We start from the raw sequence: 14,318 nt of genomic DNA, 5'->3' as shown, positions 1-14,318 counted from the left end.
CCTGGCGCTGTGGTCCAGACCCGTTATGTCTACGTGCCCCAGATGGACGGGAACGGGGAGTTCGATGGCGCGTCGATGACGGACAGTGAACCCATAGCTGTACAGACAACTTGCCGCCGATGGCGGTCCGCGGCCGCCCGCCCGCCGCGACCGCCGCCGGCCGCCGTCCCAGCAGTCCCGCCGGTCACGCCAGACGCCCCACGACGGAAGGTGGTTGACGAACCGTCGGCAGCCTCCGGCCAGGTCGTGGACAACCCTTGACGAGGCATGTGGTGTGTGGAAACCTCGCGGCAGGTCCAGGCCAATGATCTTCGTACGGGGGTAGGGGATCGCTTCGCCTGACGCATCAGGGGGGACACCTGGGAGTCGGGTCCGGCCGTGCCTCGGCGCCTGCCGACCGGTCCGCGGGGCGGGCCGGCCACCCTTCGGCAGCCGCGCCGTCCGACCGCGCCGTGCCGCGCCCGCGCGCCGCCACGGCCGCCGCTCGGACGGGTGCCCCGCTGCTCCGTCTCCGACTCCCGAATCGAGCACAGCATGTCCGACTCCCCCAACCGGTCCGGCCTCTCCTCCGCCGCCGGGGACCTCGCGAGAGCGACGGACGCCGCACGGCCCGCCTCCCCCGCCCAGCACGGAATCTGGCTGACCGGAAGGCTCACCCACGTACCCGAGGTGTTCCACCTCGCGCTGCGGATCGGCTTCGACCGGATCGACACCGACGCACTGGCCCGCGCCGTGGACGCGACCGTCGCCCGGCACCCCGCGCTCTCCTCCGCCCTGGTGGAACGGAACGGCGTGCTCCACCCCGTTCCGGCCGGACGGGCGCCCGCGCTCACCGTCCTGGACCCGACCGGCGAGCCGCTCGACGAGTGTGCCGACGCCCGCGCCAAGCGGCTCGCCGAGGAACTCGCCCTGCCGTTCGACCTGGCCCGGGGGCCGCTCGCCCGGTTCACCCTGGACCGGCGGGCGGACGGCGGCGCCGAGCTGCTGGTGGTGGCGCACCACGTGGTGTTCGACGGGAACTCCAAGGACGTCCTGGTCGCGGACCTCGCCGCCGGGTACGCCGCCGCGCTCGCGTCCTCGGCGGCGGACGAGGCACGGTCCGAGGCGGACGGCGCGAACACGAACGGGGACGGAGGCGCGGACACGGACACCGACGGGGGTGCCGTACCGCTGCCGGACGCCGGCCTCCTGGCCCGGGCCGCCGCCTTCCACGGCCCCCGCTGGGCGGCCGCCACCGCCCCGGTGCTCCCGGGCCGCCCCCGCGCCGTCACCGACGCCGGCCCCGGCGAGTCCGTCGCCTGGCGGCTCGACGGCACGGCCTCGGCGGCCCTCGCGGAGGCCGCACGGAGCGCCGGGGTCACCCGCTTCGAGTTCCTGCTCGCCGCCCTGCACGGCCTGCTGCACCGCTACGGCGGCGAGGCCGTCCCGGTCGCCGTCCCCTTCTCCACCCGCGCCCCTCGACAGCGCGGCGCGATCGGCCTGTACGTCAACGAGCTGCCCGTGTACGCCCCGGCCGGCCAGGACGGGGACACGCCGTTCGCGCACTACGCCGCCGCCGTGCGCGCCGAGGCCCGGCTGGTCTCCGCGCACCGCGCCGTCCCGTTCGGCAGCGCCGTCCCCGGCCTCACCCCCCGGGCCGGGCTGGCGCCGGTCTCCTTCGGCTACCGCCGCCGCACCACCGCGGACCCCGTCTTCCCGGGCAGCACCGCGCTGGTCGACTGGACCGTCTTCCCGCACGCGGCCCGCAACACCCTGCACCTCCAGGCCGTCGACGGCGCCGACGGGATCGACCTCTCGCTCCAGTACGACCCGGCCGTGCTCGCCTCCGCCGCCGCGCGGCGGATCGCCGGGCACCTCGCCACCCTGCTCGCCGCCGCCGTGGCCGACCCGACCACCCCGCTCGGCGACCTGCCCCTGCTCGACGGGGCCGAGCGGCACCTCGTCACCACCGCCTGGAACGACACCGCCCACCCCTACCCCGCCGGGCGGACGGTGCTCGACCTGGTCCGGGAGCACGCCTCCGCCACGCCCGACGCGCTCGCCGTGGTGGCCGGGGAGGAACGGCTGACCTACCGGGAGCTGCTGCGCCGCGCCGACCGGCTGGCCGGGGCGCTCACCGCGGCCGGGATCGGCCGGGACGACCTGGTCGGCCTGCACCTCGCCCGCACCGCCGACCTGCCGGCCGCGCTGCTCGCCGTGCACGCGGTCGGCGCCGGCTACCTCCCGCTCGACCCCGGCTACCCGGCCGAGCGGCTCGCCTTCGTGCTCGCCGACTCCGGCGCCGCGCTGCTGCTGGCCGACCGCGAACCGGCACCCGAGGTGGCGGCCGCCGCACCGGCGGTGCTCCGGCCGGGCGCCACCTCGGCCCCGGCGGACACCGACACCGCGTCCCGGACCGGGGCCGACCCCGGCCGGCTGGCGTACGTGCTGTACACCTCCGGCTCCACCGGCCGTCCCAAGGGCGTCGAGATCGGCCACCGGGCGCTGGTCAACCTGCTCACGGCCTTCGCCGCGCAGCTCGGCTCCGGCCCCCGGGACGTCTGGCTCGGCCTCACCTCGCTCTCCTTCGACATCTCCGCCCTGGAACTGCTGCTGCCGCTGACCACCGGCGGCCGGCTGGTGCTCGCCCCGGACGGTCTGGCCGTGGACGGCCCCGGGCTGCGCGCGCTGGTCCGACGCGAGGGTGTCACCCACGTCCAGGCGACCCCCTCGGGCTGGCGGGTCCTGCTCGGCGCCGGGCCGCTGCCCTCCGGTCTGACCGGCCTGGTCGGCGGGGAGGCCCTGCCGCTGCCGCTGGCCCGGCAGCTGCGGGCCGGCACCGACCGTCTGTTCAACGTCTACGGGCCCACCGAGACCACCGTCTGGTCCACCTGCGCCGAGTTGCCGGACGCCCCGGAGGCGGTCCGGATCGGGCGGCCGATCGCCAACACCCGCGCCCTGGTGCTCGACCGGCGCCGCCGGCCGCTGCCGATCGGCGTGCCCGGCGAACTCCACCTGGGCGGCGACGGGCTCGCCGAGGGCTACCTGGACCGGCCGGAGCTCACCGCCGAGCGCTTCGTCGACGACCCCTTCGGCGCCCCCGGCGACCGGCTCTACCGCACCGGCGACCTGGTGGCCTGGAGCCCGGACGGCGAACTGGAGTTCCTCGGCCGGATCGACGACCAGGTCAAGATCCGCGGCCACCGGATCGAGCTGGGCGAGGTCGAGGCGGCACTGCTGACCCATCCGGCGGTCGCGGAGGCCGCCGCCGCCGTGCACCGGGAGGAGGCCGGTGCGCCCGGCACCGAGGACGAGGCGAACGGCGGTGACGACGAGCCGTTCGTCGCGGGCTACCTCGTCCCGGCCGCCGGGCAGACCGCTCCCGAGCAGGCCGAACTCCGGGCCTTCCTGAAGCGGTCGCTGCCCGGCGCGGCCGTCCCGCAGCGCTTCCTGGTGCTCGACCGGCTGCCGCTCACGCCCAACGGCAAGCTGGACCGCCGCGCGCTGCCCGTGCCGCCGGTGCCGGTCGAGGCCCCGGCCGGCCCCGCCGCCGGTCCGGAGGCGGAGGCGGAAGCGCAGGACGAGGTGCTCGCCGCCGTGCTCGGGATCTGGTCCGAGGTGCTGCGACTGCCCGGCCTCGGCCCCGAGGACGACCTCTTCGACCTCGGCGGGCACTCCCTGACGATCATTCAGATCACCGCCAGGATCCGTGACCTGCTGGGGGTCGAACTCGACTTCGACGTGTTCTTCGCCACGCCGACCCCGCTCGGCATCGCCGCCGCCGTCCGCGAACTGCGGTGACCCCCGGGGCGGGGCGGCCCGGTCCGCGCCGCCCCGCATTCCTCCCCGCACCCGCTCCCCGCGCCCTCCCTGCCCCGCGCCCCCTGCCCCGCGCCCCCTCCCCCGCGGCGGCCCGCCCCGTGGCGATCCCGCCCGACGGCACCGCAGCCGCCGCCCGACGTGCGCCGAATGGAACGACCCATGACCGACCTCCAGGACCCCGCGACCGGGCTGTCCGCGACCAAACGCGCCCTGCTCGCCCAGCGCCTGCGTGCGGCCGCCGGCACCACCACGGCGGCGGACACCACCGCGCCCGCCTCCGGCGGCGGCACTCCTCCCGGGGCGGCCCCCGCCACCACCGTCCCCGTCCGGCCCCCGGGCAGCGCGGTCCCGCTCTCCAGCGGGCAGGAACGCCTCTGGTTCATGGACCAGTTCGCGCCCGGCTCCACCGCCTGGACGCTGGCCCCGGCCCGCCGGCTGCGCGGCCCGCTGGACCGCACCGCGCTCGACGCCGCCCTCACCGGGCTGCTCGCCCGGCACGAGGCGCTGCGGATGAGCTTCCCCGCTGCTCTTGAGGGCACCGCCGAGGTCCGGATCGCCGAACCCGCCCCGCTCAGCGCCGAGTTCGTCGACGCGAGCGGCGACCCGGACCCGGCCGGGCGGGCCGCCCGTGAGCTCGGCGAGCGGGTGGCGCGACCGTTCGACCTGGCCGAGGGCCCGCTGCTGCGCGCCCTGCTGGTGCGCACCGCGCCGGACGAGCACGTGCTCGCGCTGGTCATGCACCACATCGTCAGCGACGGCTGGTCGCTCGACATCCTGCACCGCGAACTCGACGCGCTGTACGCCCGCCACGCGCACGGCACCGAGGACCGGCTGCCCGGACTGCCGGTGCAGTTCGGCGACTACGCCGCCTGGCAGCGGGAGCGGCTGGCCGGCGAGGCCCTGGCCGGCTCGCGGGCGTACTGGCGCGAGGAACTGCGCGACGTCCCGGCCCTGGAGCTGCCGACCGACCGGCCCAGGCCGCCGGTACTGACCTTCGAGGGGGCCGCCACCGAGTTCCACTGGAGCAGCGAACTCGGCCGGGGTGTCAGTGACTTGGCCCGCTCCTCGGGCGCCTCCGGGTACATGGTGCTGATGGCGGCGCTGCAGACCCTGCTCGGCCGGCACGCCGGGCGGCGGGACTTCGCGATAGGTTCCGCGGTGGCCGGCCGGCTGCACCGCGAACTCGAGGGCGTGGTCGGCCTGTTCGTCAACATGCTGCCGATCCGGGCCCGACTGGACGGCGATCCGACCTTCGCCGAGCTGCTCGGCCGGGTCCGCGGCACCACCCTCGACGCGTACACCCACCAGGAGGTGCCGTTCGAGCAGATGGTGGCCGATCTGGACATCGAGCGCGATGTCAGCCGGTCCGCCGTGTTCCAGGTCAGCTTCGCCTACCAGAACTACGGCGAGCGCGGCGCCGGAGCGGGCCCGCAGGCGCCCGGCGCGCCCACCGCCGAGGGCTTCGGGCACGAGGCCGCCACCACCCGCACCGACCTGGCGTTCTACCTGCGGGAGAAGTCCGACGGCGGCCTCTACGGGCTGCTCACCTACCGCACCGACCTGTTCGACGCCGGGACCGTCCGCCGGCTGGTCGAGCGCTTCGAACTCCTCCTCACGGCGGCCGTCGCCGACCCGGACCGGCCGATCTCCCGGCTGCCCCTGGCCACCCCCGCCGAACGCCGGGACGTCCTGGAGCGCTGGGCCGCCGGGCCCGCGCTGCCCGACCCGGACGGCGCCCCGGCCACCCTGACCGCCCTGATGGCCGCCACCGCCCGCGCCCACCCCGACCGGCCCGCCCTGGAGTCCGAGGGCCGCACCGTCACCTACCGCGAGCTGGACGAGCGCGCCACCGGCCTCGCCCGCCGGCTGCGCGCGCTCGGCGTCGGCCCGGACGACCGGGTCGCGGTCTGCCTGGAGCAGTCGCCCGAGCTGGCGGTGGCCCTGCTCGGCGTGCTGAAGGCCGGCGGCGCCTATCTGCCGCTGGACCCGGAGCAGCCGCCCGCCCGGCTCGCCCACCTGGTCGCCGACGCCGGGGCCCGGGCGCTGCTCACCGATTCCGCCCTGCGCGAGCTCTTCCCCGGTCACCTCCCCGGCCAGGACACCGCGGTGCTGCTGCTGGACACCGAGCCGCCGGCGCGGGACGCCGAGCCGCTGCCGGAGCTCTCCGGGCCGGACCACCTGGCCTACGTCATCTACACCTCCGGCTCCACCGGCACCCCCAAGGGCGTCGCCGTCCAGCACCGGCAGATCCTCAACTACCTGGCCGGGGTGCGGGAACGGCTGCGGATCGAGCCCGGGGCGAGCTACGGGCTGCTGCAGTCGCTGGCCTTCGACTTCAGCATGACGATGCTCTACCTCGCGCTGAGCACCGGCGGCCGGGTCCACCTGCTGCCGCGCCGGATCGCCGGAGCCGAACTCGCCGAGCGGATCGAGGCGTTGGAGCTCGACCACCTCAAGATGACCCCCTCCCACCTGGCCGCGCTGAGCGCCGACGCCCCGATGGAACGGCTGCTGCCGCGCCGGTCGCTGGTGCTCGGCGGCGAGGCCTCGGCCTGGCCGTGGGCCGCCGGACTGGCCGCCCTCGGCCGGTGCGCGGTGTTCAACCACTACGGCCCCACCGAGGCCACCGTCGGCGTGACCGTGCACGAGGTCACCGCCGACGCCGCCGGACCGGGCAGCACCCCGATCGGCACCCCGCTCGCCGGGGCCCGCTGCCACGTCCTGGACGAGGCCGGGCAGCCGGTGCCGCCGGGCGTCACCGGTGAGCTGTACCTCGGCGGCGACCGGCTCGCCCGCGGCTACCTGGGCCGCCCGGAACTGACCGCCGAACGCTTCGTCGACGACCCCTTCGGCGCCCCCGGCGACCGGCTCTACCGCACCGGCGACCTGGCCCGCTGGCGCACCGACGGCACGCTCGACTACCTCGGCCGGGCCGACGACCAGATCAAGGTGCGCGGCTACCGGGTGGAACCCGGCGAGATCGAGGCGGCCCTCACCGCCCTGCCCGGGATCGGCCAGGCCGTCGTGCTGGCCCGCGGCGAGGGACTGCGGCAGACGCTGGTCGCCTACCTGGAGCACCCCGGCGACGGACCCGTGCCCACCCCGGCCGAACTGCGCGACACCCTGGGCGAGTCGCTGCCCGACTACATGGTCCCGGCCCGGTTCGTGGTGCTGGACCGGCTGCCCCTGCTCGCCCATGGCAAGGTCGACCGGCGCAACCTGCCCGAACCCGAGGAGCCCGCGACGAGCGGCGAGTTCGTCGAACCGGAGGGCGAGGCCGAGGAGTTCCTCGCCGCGCTCTGGGCGGAGCTGCTCGGGGTGCCCCGGGTCGGCGCCCTGGACGACTTCTTCGAGCTCGGCGGGCACTCGCTGCTGGCCACCCAGGTGGTCGCCAAGCTGCGCCGCGCCTTCCCCGAACTCCCCACCCCGGTCGGGGTGATGGACCTCTTCAAGTACCCCACGGTGCGCCGGCTGGCCGCCCTGGTCAGCGACCCGCACGCCGACCGGGGCCCGCGCAGCCTGCTGCACCTGCTCACGCCGGCCGGCCGCCGGACCACCGCCAGCCTGGTCTGCACCCCGTACGGCGGCGGCAGCGCGCTCATCTACAAGCCGCTCGCCGACGCCCTGCCCGCCGACTGGGCCCTGCACTCGCTCGCCGTCCCCGGGCACGAACTGGGCGAGGAGGCCATGGACATCGACGAGGTCGCGGCCGGCTGCGCCCAGGAGATCCTGGACACCGTCGAGGGCCGGATCGTGCTGTACGGCCACTGCGGCGTCGGCGTGCGGCTGGCCGTGGAGATCGCCCGGCGGGTGGAGGCGGCCGGCCGCGAGGTCGAGGCCGTCCACCTCGGCGGGATCTTCCCGTTCGCCCGCCCGCGCGGGCGCGGCGCCGCCGTCGGCGAGTGGTGGTCCCGCACCGCGGACCGGCTGCGCAGCGACCAGGGCATGATCAACGCCCTGGCGGCGGCCGGGCTGGACACCGACGAGGTCGGCGTCGAGCAGCTGCGGCTGATGGTCGCCAACCGGCGGATCGGCACCCGGGAGGCCGAGCAGTACTTCACCCGGCTGTTCGAGAGCGAGGACGGCCGGATCGCCGCCCCGGTGTACGCGGTCTGCGGCGACCGGGACCCGGCCACCGAGTTCTACGAGGAGCGGTACCGGGAGTGGCACCGGCTCAGCGACACGACCGGCGTCGTGGTGCTCGACGAGGCGGGCCACTTCTACCTCAAGTACCGGGCCGCCGAGCTCGCCGAGATCCTCACCACCGTGCACCATTCGGTGGTCGACGGCGAGGAGGAGCGGCACCGGCGCACCGAGGGCGCGACCTGGTGGCTGGCCGGGCTGTCCCGGGACGCCGCCGAGCCCGTGCCGACGGCCGCGACCCCCGCGGTACGGCCCACCATGCGCCGCTTCCTCGGTGTCGCCGCCGGGCAGCAGATCTCGATGATCGGCTCGGCGCTGACCGAGTTCGCCCTGCCGGTCTGGATCTACCTCACCACCGGCTCGCTCGCGCAGTTCGGCCTGCTGGCCGCCTGCGGGCTCGTCCCCGGCATCCTCAGCGCCCCGCTGGCCGGCGCACTGGTGGACCGCGGCGACCGGCGCCGGATCATGCTGTACGGCGATGTCGCGGCGGGCCTCACCCAGGCGGTGATGCTGCTGCTGTACCTGACCGACTCGCTCGCGGTGTGGCACGCCTACGTCCTGATCGCGGTGCTGTCGACGGCGCTGACCTTCCAACGGCTGGCCTGGAACTCGGCCGTGCCGCAGCTCGTGCCCAAGCGCTTCCTCGGCCGCGCCAACGGCGTCGTCCAGATGGCCTTCGGCCTCGCCCAGTTCCTGGTCCCGCTGTTCGCGGTCGGCCTGCTGTCGGCGCTCGGGCTCGGCGGCATCCTCGCGATGGACGTGGCCAGCTACGTCGTCGCCACCGGTGTGACCCTGGCCGTGCGCTTCCCCGACGTGATGGCCGCGCGGCGCCGCGAGAGCGTCGGCGCGGAGATCCGGGCCGGCTTCCGGCGGGCGCTCGGCAGCCGCAACTTCCGGGCGATGCTGCTCTTCTTCGCCGTGCTCAACATCTTCCTGTCGCCGCTGTTCCTGCTCACCACCCCGCTGGTGCTGTCCTTCGCCCCGCTGGCCGCCGCCGGCTGGGTCTCGGTCGCGGCCGGGCTCGGCGCCGTCCTCGGCGGCCTGACCCTGCTGGTGTGGGGCGGGCCGCGCCGGCTGCGGCTGCGCGGGGTCCTGCTCGCCACCCTCGGCCTGGCCGCCGCCTGCCTGGTGACCGGCCTGCGGCCGAGCACCCTGCCGGTCGCGCTCGGCGCCTTCGGCATGGCGTACGGGCTGGCCCTGGTCAACGGCGTCTACGCGACGATCGTGCAGACCAAGGTGCCGCTGCGCTTCCACGGCCGGGTGATCGCCGTCAACACCATGGTCGCCTGGTCCACCCTTCCGGTCGGTTTCGCCCTGGTCGCCCCGCTCGGACCGCGCCTGGTCCAGCCCTGGGTGGACGCGGACGGCCCGCTGGCCGGCAGCGTCGGCCGGCTGATCGGCACCGGCGAGGGCCGCGGCATCGGACTGCTGTACCTGCTGTTCGGGCTCGCCATGGCCCTGCTGGTACTGGTCTGCCTCGCCGTCCCCGCCCTGCGGCACTTCGACCGCGACGTCCCGGACGCCGAGCCCGACGACCTGGTCGGCCTGGCCACCCTCGCGGCCCGCGCCGGGACCGCCACCCCCGTCTCGACCGACCCCCCCTCCGCACCCGCATCCCGTACCGGAACCGAGGCCGCCGCCCGATGACCACCACCGACCGGACCGCCGGCCCCGCCCGGCCCGTCGAGGCCGTCCACCCGCTCACCGAGGAGCAGCGCCGGCTCTGGTTCCTCCAGCAGCTCCACCCCGCCGACGCGGGCTTCAACATGTACCTGTGCCGCCGCTGGAGCGGCCCGCTCGACGTGACCGCGCTGCGCACCGCGCTCGACCGGCTGACCGCCCGGCACGAGCCGCTGCGCACCCGCTTCGCCCTGGACGGCGAGGCGCCCGTGCAACTCGTCGAGCCCGCCGCGCCCGTCCCGCTCGACCTCGTCGCGCTGGCCGCGGGCGCCGGCGAGGCGGACTTCACCGAGGCCTGCCGCCCCACCGTCAACGCGCCGTTCGACCTCGGCGGGCGCCCGCCGCTGCGCGCCGTCCTGGTCTCGGCCGGGCCGCACGAGCACGCGCTCGCGCTGGTCGTCCACCACATCGTCTCGGACGGCTGGTCGTTCCGGATCCTCTGGCGCGAACTGCTCGCGCTCTACCGGGAGGCCCTCGGCGAGGCGCCGGCCGGGCTGGCGCCGCTCGCCCTGCGCTACGGCGACGTCGCCCGCGCCGAGCAGCAGCGCGCGGAGGCGGGCGGCACCGAGGCCGCGTTCCGCTACTGGGCGGAGAAGCTGGCCGGCACCGGCCGACTGCGGCTTCCGCTGGACCGCCCGCGCCCGGCGGACGCCCGGCACCCGGCCGGCTTCGCCACCACCGCCCTCGGCCCGGAACTCACCTCGGCCCTGGACGCCCTGGCCCGCCGGGAGCGCTGCACCCCGTTCATGGTGCTGCTCGCCGCCTACCAGTGCGTGCTGGCCCGCTGGACCGGCAGCACCGACTTCGTGGTCGGCACCCCGCTCGCGGGCCGCACCGAGGCCGCCCAGGAGGAACTGGTCGGCTACTTCGCCCGCACCGGGGTGCTCCGTGCCGACCTCACCGGCGAGCCCGACTTCCGTACCGTCCTGCACCGCGTGCGCACCGCCACCCTGGGCGCGCTGAGCCACCAGGACGTGCCGCTGGAGCGGCTCGCCACCCATCTGGGCCTGCCCGCCGAGGCCGGCGCGGCGCCGCTCTACCAGGCGGTGTTCGTGCACCAGAGCCAGTACGACCTGGCCGGCGAGGACGGCGGCACCCCGCTGCCCGCCGGGGTCCGCACCGCTTCCATGGACTCCGGCTTCGAACGTGCCAAGACCGATCTGCTGCTGGACAGTTGGCGCACACCGGACGGAGGGCTGACGCTCTCCTTCTGCTTCGACCGGGAGGTGCTCCACAGCGAGACGGTGGCCGCGCTCGGCACCCGCTGCCACGCCCTGCTCACGGCCGCCGTGGCCGACGTGACGGTGCCGCTGCACGGGGACTGGCTGATCGGGCCGGACGAGCGGGCCGAACTGCTCGCCCTCGGCACCGGTCCGGATCCGCGCCCCGGCGTCCTCCCGGTCCTCGACCGCTTCGCCGCGCGGGTCGCGGCGGCCCCGGAGGCACCCGCCCTGGAATGCGCGGGTCGCACCCTCTCCTACGCCGAACTCGACCGCCTTTCGGACGAGTTGGCCGGTCGTCTGGGTGCCGTGGCCGGGCGGCCGGTCGCCGTCCGGCTGAGCCCGTCCTTCGAGCTGGTGACGGCGCTGCTGGCGATCTGGAAGGCCGGTGCGGGCTACCTGCCGCTCGACCCGGCCCATCCGGAGGAGCGCCGGCGGCTGATGCTGCGCGAGTCCGGCGCCGTCGCGCTCCTGACGGACGAGGACGGTACCGGGCTGCGCGTGGTGCCCACCCCGGCCGGCCCGGGTACGGCCGAGGACCTCTCCGGCCTCGCCTACGTGCTCTACACCTCCGGCTCCACCGGCACCCCCAAGGCCGTGGCCGTCGACCACGCCGCCCTCGCCGCCCGGGTGGACTGGATGGCCGGGCCCGACGGCTACCGATTGACGCCCGGGGACCGGATCGTCCAGTTCGCCTCGATCGGCTTCGACACCCACGCCGAGGAGCTGTGGCCCGCGCTCGCCTCCGGCGCGTGCGTGGTGCTGCTCCCCGGCGGCGGTCGCACCCTGCCCGAGCTGCTGCGCGGCCCGGACGGCCCGTCCGTCACCGTGCTCGACCTGCCCACCGCCTACTGGGAGGAGCTGGTCTCGCACGACGACCGCACCCCGTGGCCGGCCGCCCTGCGACTGGTGGTGCTCGGCGGCTCCGAGGTCCGCGCCGAGGCCGTCGCCCGCTGGCGGGAGCGGCACGGCGACACCGTCCGGCTGGTCAACACCTACGGCCCGACCGAGGCCACCGTGATCGTCACCGCCACCGACCTCGGTGCCCCGGACGCCGCCCGCCGGCCGTCCCTGGGCCGCCCACTGCCCGGGGTGCGGCTGTACGTGCTGGACGAGCGCGGCGCACTGCTGCCGCGCGGCTCCGAGGGCGAGCTGTACATCGGCGGCACCGGCCTCGCCCGGGGTTACCTGGGGCGCCCCGACCTGACGGCCCCGGCCTTCCCGCAGGATCCGTTCGGCGGCGGGCGGATGTACCGCACCGGCGACCGCGCCCGCTGGCGCAGCGACGGCAGGCTCGACTACCTCGGCCGCGGCGACGAGCAGGTCAAGCTGCGCGGCTACCGGATCGAACCGGCCGAGATCGAGGCCGCCCTGACCGCGCTCCCGGAGGTGGCCCGCGCGGCCGCCGTGGTACGCGGCGGTCGCCGCCTGGTCGCGTACGCCGTCCCGGCCCCGTCTGCGACGCCCGACGCCGCCGCCCTGCGCGAGCACCTGACCGGGCTGCTGCCCGCCTACCTGGTGCCCGACACCGTCGTCCTCCTCGACACCCTGCCGCTGACCCTCAACGGCAAGCTCGACACGGCCGCCCTCCCGGAACCGGCCGCGGCCGCCGGGCGCCCGTACCTGGCGCCCCGGACCGATGCCGAGCAGCTGGTCGCCCAGCTGTGGCAGGAGGTCCTGGGGGTGTCCCGGGTGGGAGCGCTGGACGACTTCTTCGAGCTCGGCGGCGACTCCCTGCTGGTGACCCGGGTCGTCGCCCGGATCCGCGCGGGCGTCGGCCTGGACGTCCCGATCCGCGACGCCTTCGAGCTGTCCACGGCGGCGGCCCTGGCGGCCCGGGTCGAGGAACTGCTGATCGCCGAGATCGAGGCGCTGAGCGAGGACGAGGCGGCCGACCGCCTCGACGGCTGACCGTCGGAGCGGACGACCGGACGGCTGACCACCGCCGGGGTGCGGGTGCCTACCTGGGCGCCCGCGCCTCGGCGGCCGCCTTCAGGTCGGTCAGCCACCCGTCCAGCCCCGCCCGCAGGATCCCGGTCGCCAGCGGCACGTTCGCGTCGACCTGCGGCCCGGTGTGGGTCTCCTCGGTGCTCACCCGCACCCCGCCGCGCACCTTGGTGAAGTTCCAGACGTGCACGCCGTCGATGTGCAGCCCCTCGCCGTCGGCCGGGCCGGTCCAGCGGATGCAGGAGCGGTCCTTGACCTGTCGCACGGTCGAGGTGATGTCCAGCGCGCTGGCCGGGATCCCGACCTCGGGCGGGATCGGCGTCGTCCAGTGGAACGCCGACCCGGCGCGGAAGCGCCCGTGGTCCAGCCGCTCGGCACTGCTGACCGCCCGCTGCCAGGACGGCCAGCGGTCGACGTCCGTCTGCAGCTTCCAGATCACGTCCAGCGGCGCGTCGATCACGGCCTCGGTCCGGTAGCGGACCTGCGCGGCGGGGTCGACCCCGGCGCCCCGGCAGGTGAGGCCCTTGGCGCTGTGCGCGCCGGCGGGCGCCGCGGCACCGCCGAGCAGTGCGGCCACCAGCGGGACCGTGATCGCGGCGGCCCGGATTCCGGCCTTGCGCATACCGAACATGATGTTTCCTTCCCTAGCCCTCGTTCTGCTTGTTAGAAGTTCTAACTCCTCATCGCCTCAAGAGTCAATAGCTTCCGTGATACCCTCTAACCAACACATTCCGAGAGGCGACCCCCACGATGGCGAAGAGCGACCCCACCACCCCCCGCGAGCGCTACCGCACCCAGGTCCGCGCCGAGGTCATGGAACGCGCCTGGGAACAGATCGCCACCGCCGGCGCCTCCGCCCTCTCGCTGAACGCGATCGCCAAGCAGATGGGCATGAGCGGCCCCGCCCTCTACCGCTACTTCGCCAACCGGGACGAGCTGATCACCGAACTCGTCCGCGAGGCGTACCGCAGCCTCGCCGACACCCTCCGCACGGCCGCCGACGACGGCGCCGACCTGGCCGGCCTCGCCCGCACCCTGCGCACCTGGGCCCTCGCCGACCCCCAGCGCTACCTGCTGGTCTACGGCACACCCGTGCCCGGCTACCAGGCCCCCGAGGACACGAGGGCGATCTCCCAGGAGATCGCGGTCACCCTGCTGGACGCCTGCGCCACGACCCTCCCCGGGGACGCCCCGGGGTCACCCCTCGCCACCCACCTCGCCGACCACCGCACCTGGGCCGCCGCCCACCCCGCCCCGCCCGAGGCCCTCGCGCTCTTCCTGAGGTTCTGGACCCGCCTCCACGGCGTACTGTCGCTGGAACTCGCCGGCCACTTCACCGGCATGCAGTTCGACCCCGAGATCCTCTTCGACTCCGAACTCACCACCCTGCTCGGCTGATTCAGCCCACCCGCCCGGCCGCCACGGTCCTGGCCCGTGCCATCGGCTCATGAACACCGCCGTCATCGGCCACGCGGTCCGCCCGCCGGACCGATCGTCGCTCTCACTGATCCGCCCGGTCATGGCGAT

At 75.8% G+C, this 14,318-nt stretch carries 5 protein-coding genes; 4 read left to right on the top strand and 1 reads right to left on the bottom strand.

The window, feature by feature from the left end; translation table 11 throughout:
• Positions 1-534 precede the first annotated feature (534 nt).
• The 3 genes from ACIPYS_RS20285 (at position 535) to ACIPYS_RS20275 (ending at position 12,755) form a co-directional block, all read left to right on the top strand.
• Entirely contained in the window at positions 535-3,780 is a 3,246-nt protein-coding gene (locus ACIPYS_RS20285) for an amino acid adenylation domain-containing protein (protein ID WP_400747722.1), read from the top strand.
• A gap of 180 nt (positions 3,781-3,960) precedes the next feature.
• Positions 3,961-9,591: an amino acid adenylation domain-containing protein gene (locus ACIPYS_RS20280; protein WP_400747720.1), complete on the top strand. Its 5,631-nt coding sequence runs from the start codon at positions 3,961-3,963 to the stop codon at positions 9,589-9,591.
• A complete protein-coding gene (locus tag ACIPYS_RS20275) occupies positions 9,588-12,755 on the top strand; it encodes an amino acid adenylation domain-containing protein (RefSeq protein WP_400747718.1) in 3,168 nt (1,055 codons plus the stop codon). Before ACIPYS_RS20280 ends, ACIPYS_RS20275 begins: the two co-directional genes overlap by 4 nt.
• 49 nt (positions 12,756-12,804) lie before the next feature.
• Here the strand turns inward: ACIPYS_RS20275 and ACIPYS_RS20270 are convergent, their stop codons facing one another.
• The gene (locus ACIPYS_RS20270; protein WP_400747716.1) at positions 12,805-13,422 is read right to left on the bottom strand and encodes an SRPBCC family protein; all 618 of its coding nucleotides are present in this window, start codon (positions 13,420-13,422) and stop codon (positions 12,805-12,807) included.
• 119 nt (positions 13,423-13,541) lie between these two features.
• Here ACIPYS_RS20270 and ACIPYS_RS20265 point away from each other — a divergent pair, with 119 nt between their 5' ends.
• Positions 13,542-14,189: a TetR/AcrR family transcriptional regulator gene (locus ACIPYS_RS20265; protein WP_093858860.1), complete on the top strand. Its 648-nt coding sequence runs from the start codon at positions 13,542-13,544 to the stop codon at positions 14,187-14,189.
• Positions 14,190-14,318 lie beyond the last annotated feature (129 nt).

Source organism: Kitasatospora sp. NPDC089913, assembly GCF_044748625.1.
Lineage (GTDB): Bacteria > Actinomycetota > Actinomycetes > Streptomycetales > Streptomycetaceae > Kitasatospora.
The sequence above is the reverse complement of the archived record's forward strand: the minus strand, read 5'-3'. Positions and strand labels throughout refer to the sequence as shown.

What these genes read in the sequence shown, in the direction of transcription:
- ACIPYS_RS20285 (WP_400747722.1), top strand. Translation starts at nt 535, where the DNA reads ATGTCCGACTCCCCCAACCGGTCCGGCCTCTCCTCCGCCGCCGGGGAC.
- ACIPYS_RS20280 (WP_400747720.1), top strand. Translation starts at nt 3,961, where the DNA reads ATGACCGACCTCCAGGACCCCGCGACCGGGCTGTCCGCGACCAAACGC.
- ACIPYS_RS20265 (WP_093858860.1), top strand. Translation starts at nt 13,542, where the DNA reads ATGGCGAAGAGCGACCCCACCACCCCCCGCGAGCGCTACCGCACCCAG.
- ACIPYS_RS20275 (WP_400747718.1), top strand. Translation starts at nt 9,588, where the DNA reads ATGACCACCACCGACCGGACCGCCGGCCCCGCCCGGCCCGTCGAGGCC.
- ACIPYS_RS20270 (WP_400747716.1), bottom strand. Translation starts at nt 13,422, where the DNA reads ATGTTCGGTATGCGCAAGGCCGGAATCCGGGCCGCCGCGATCACGGTC.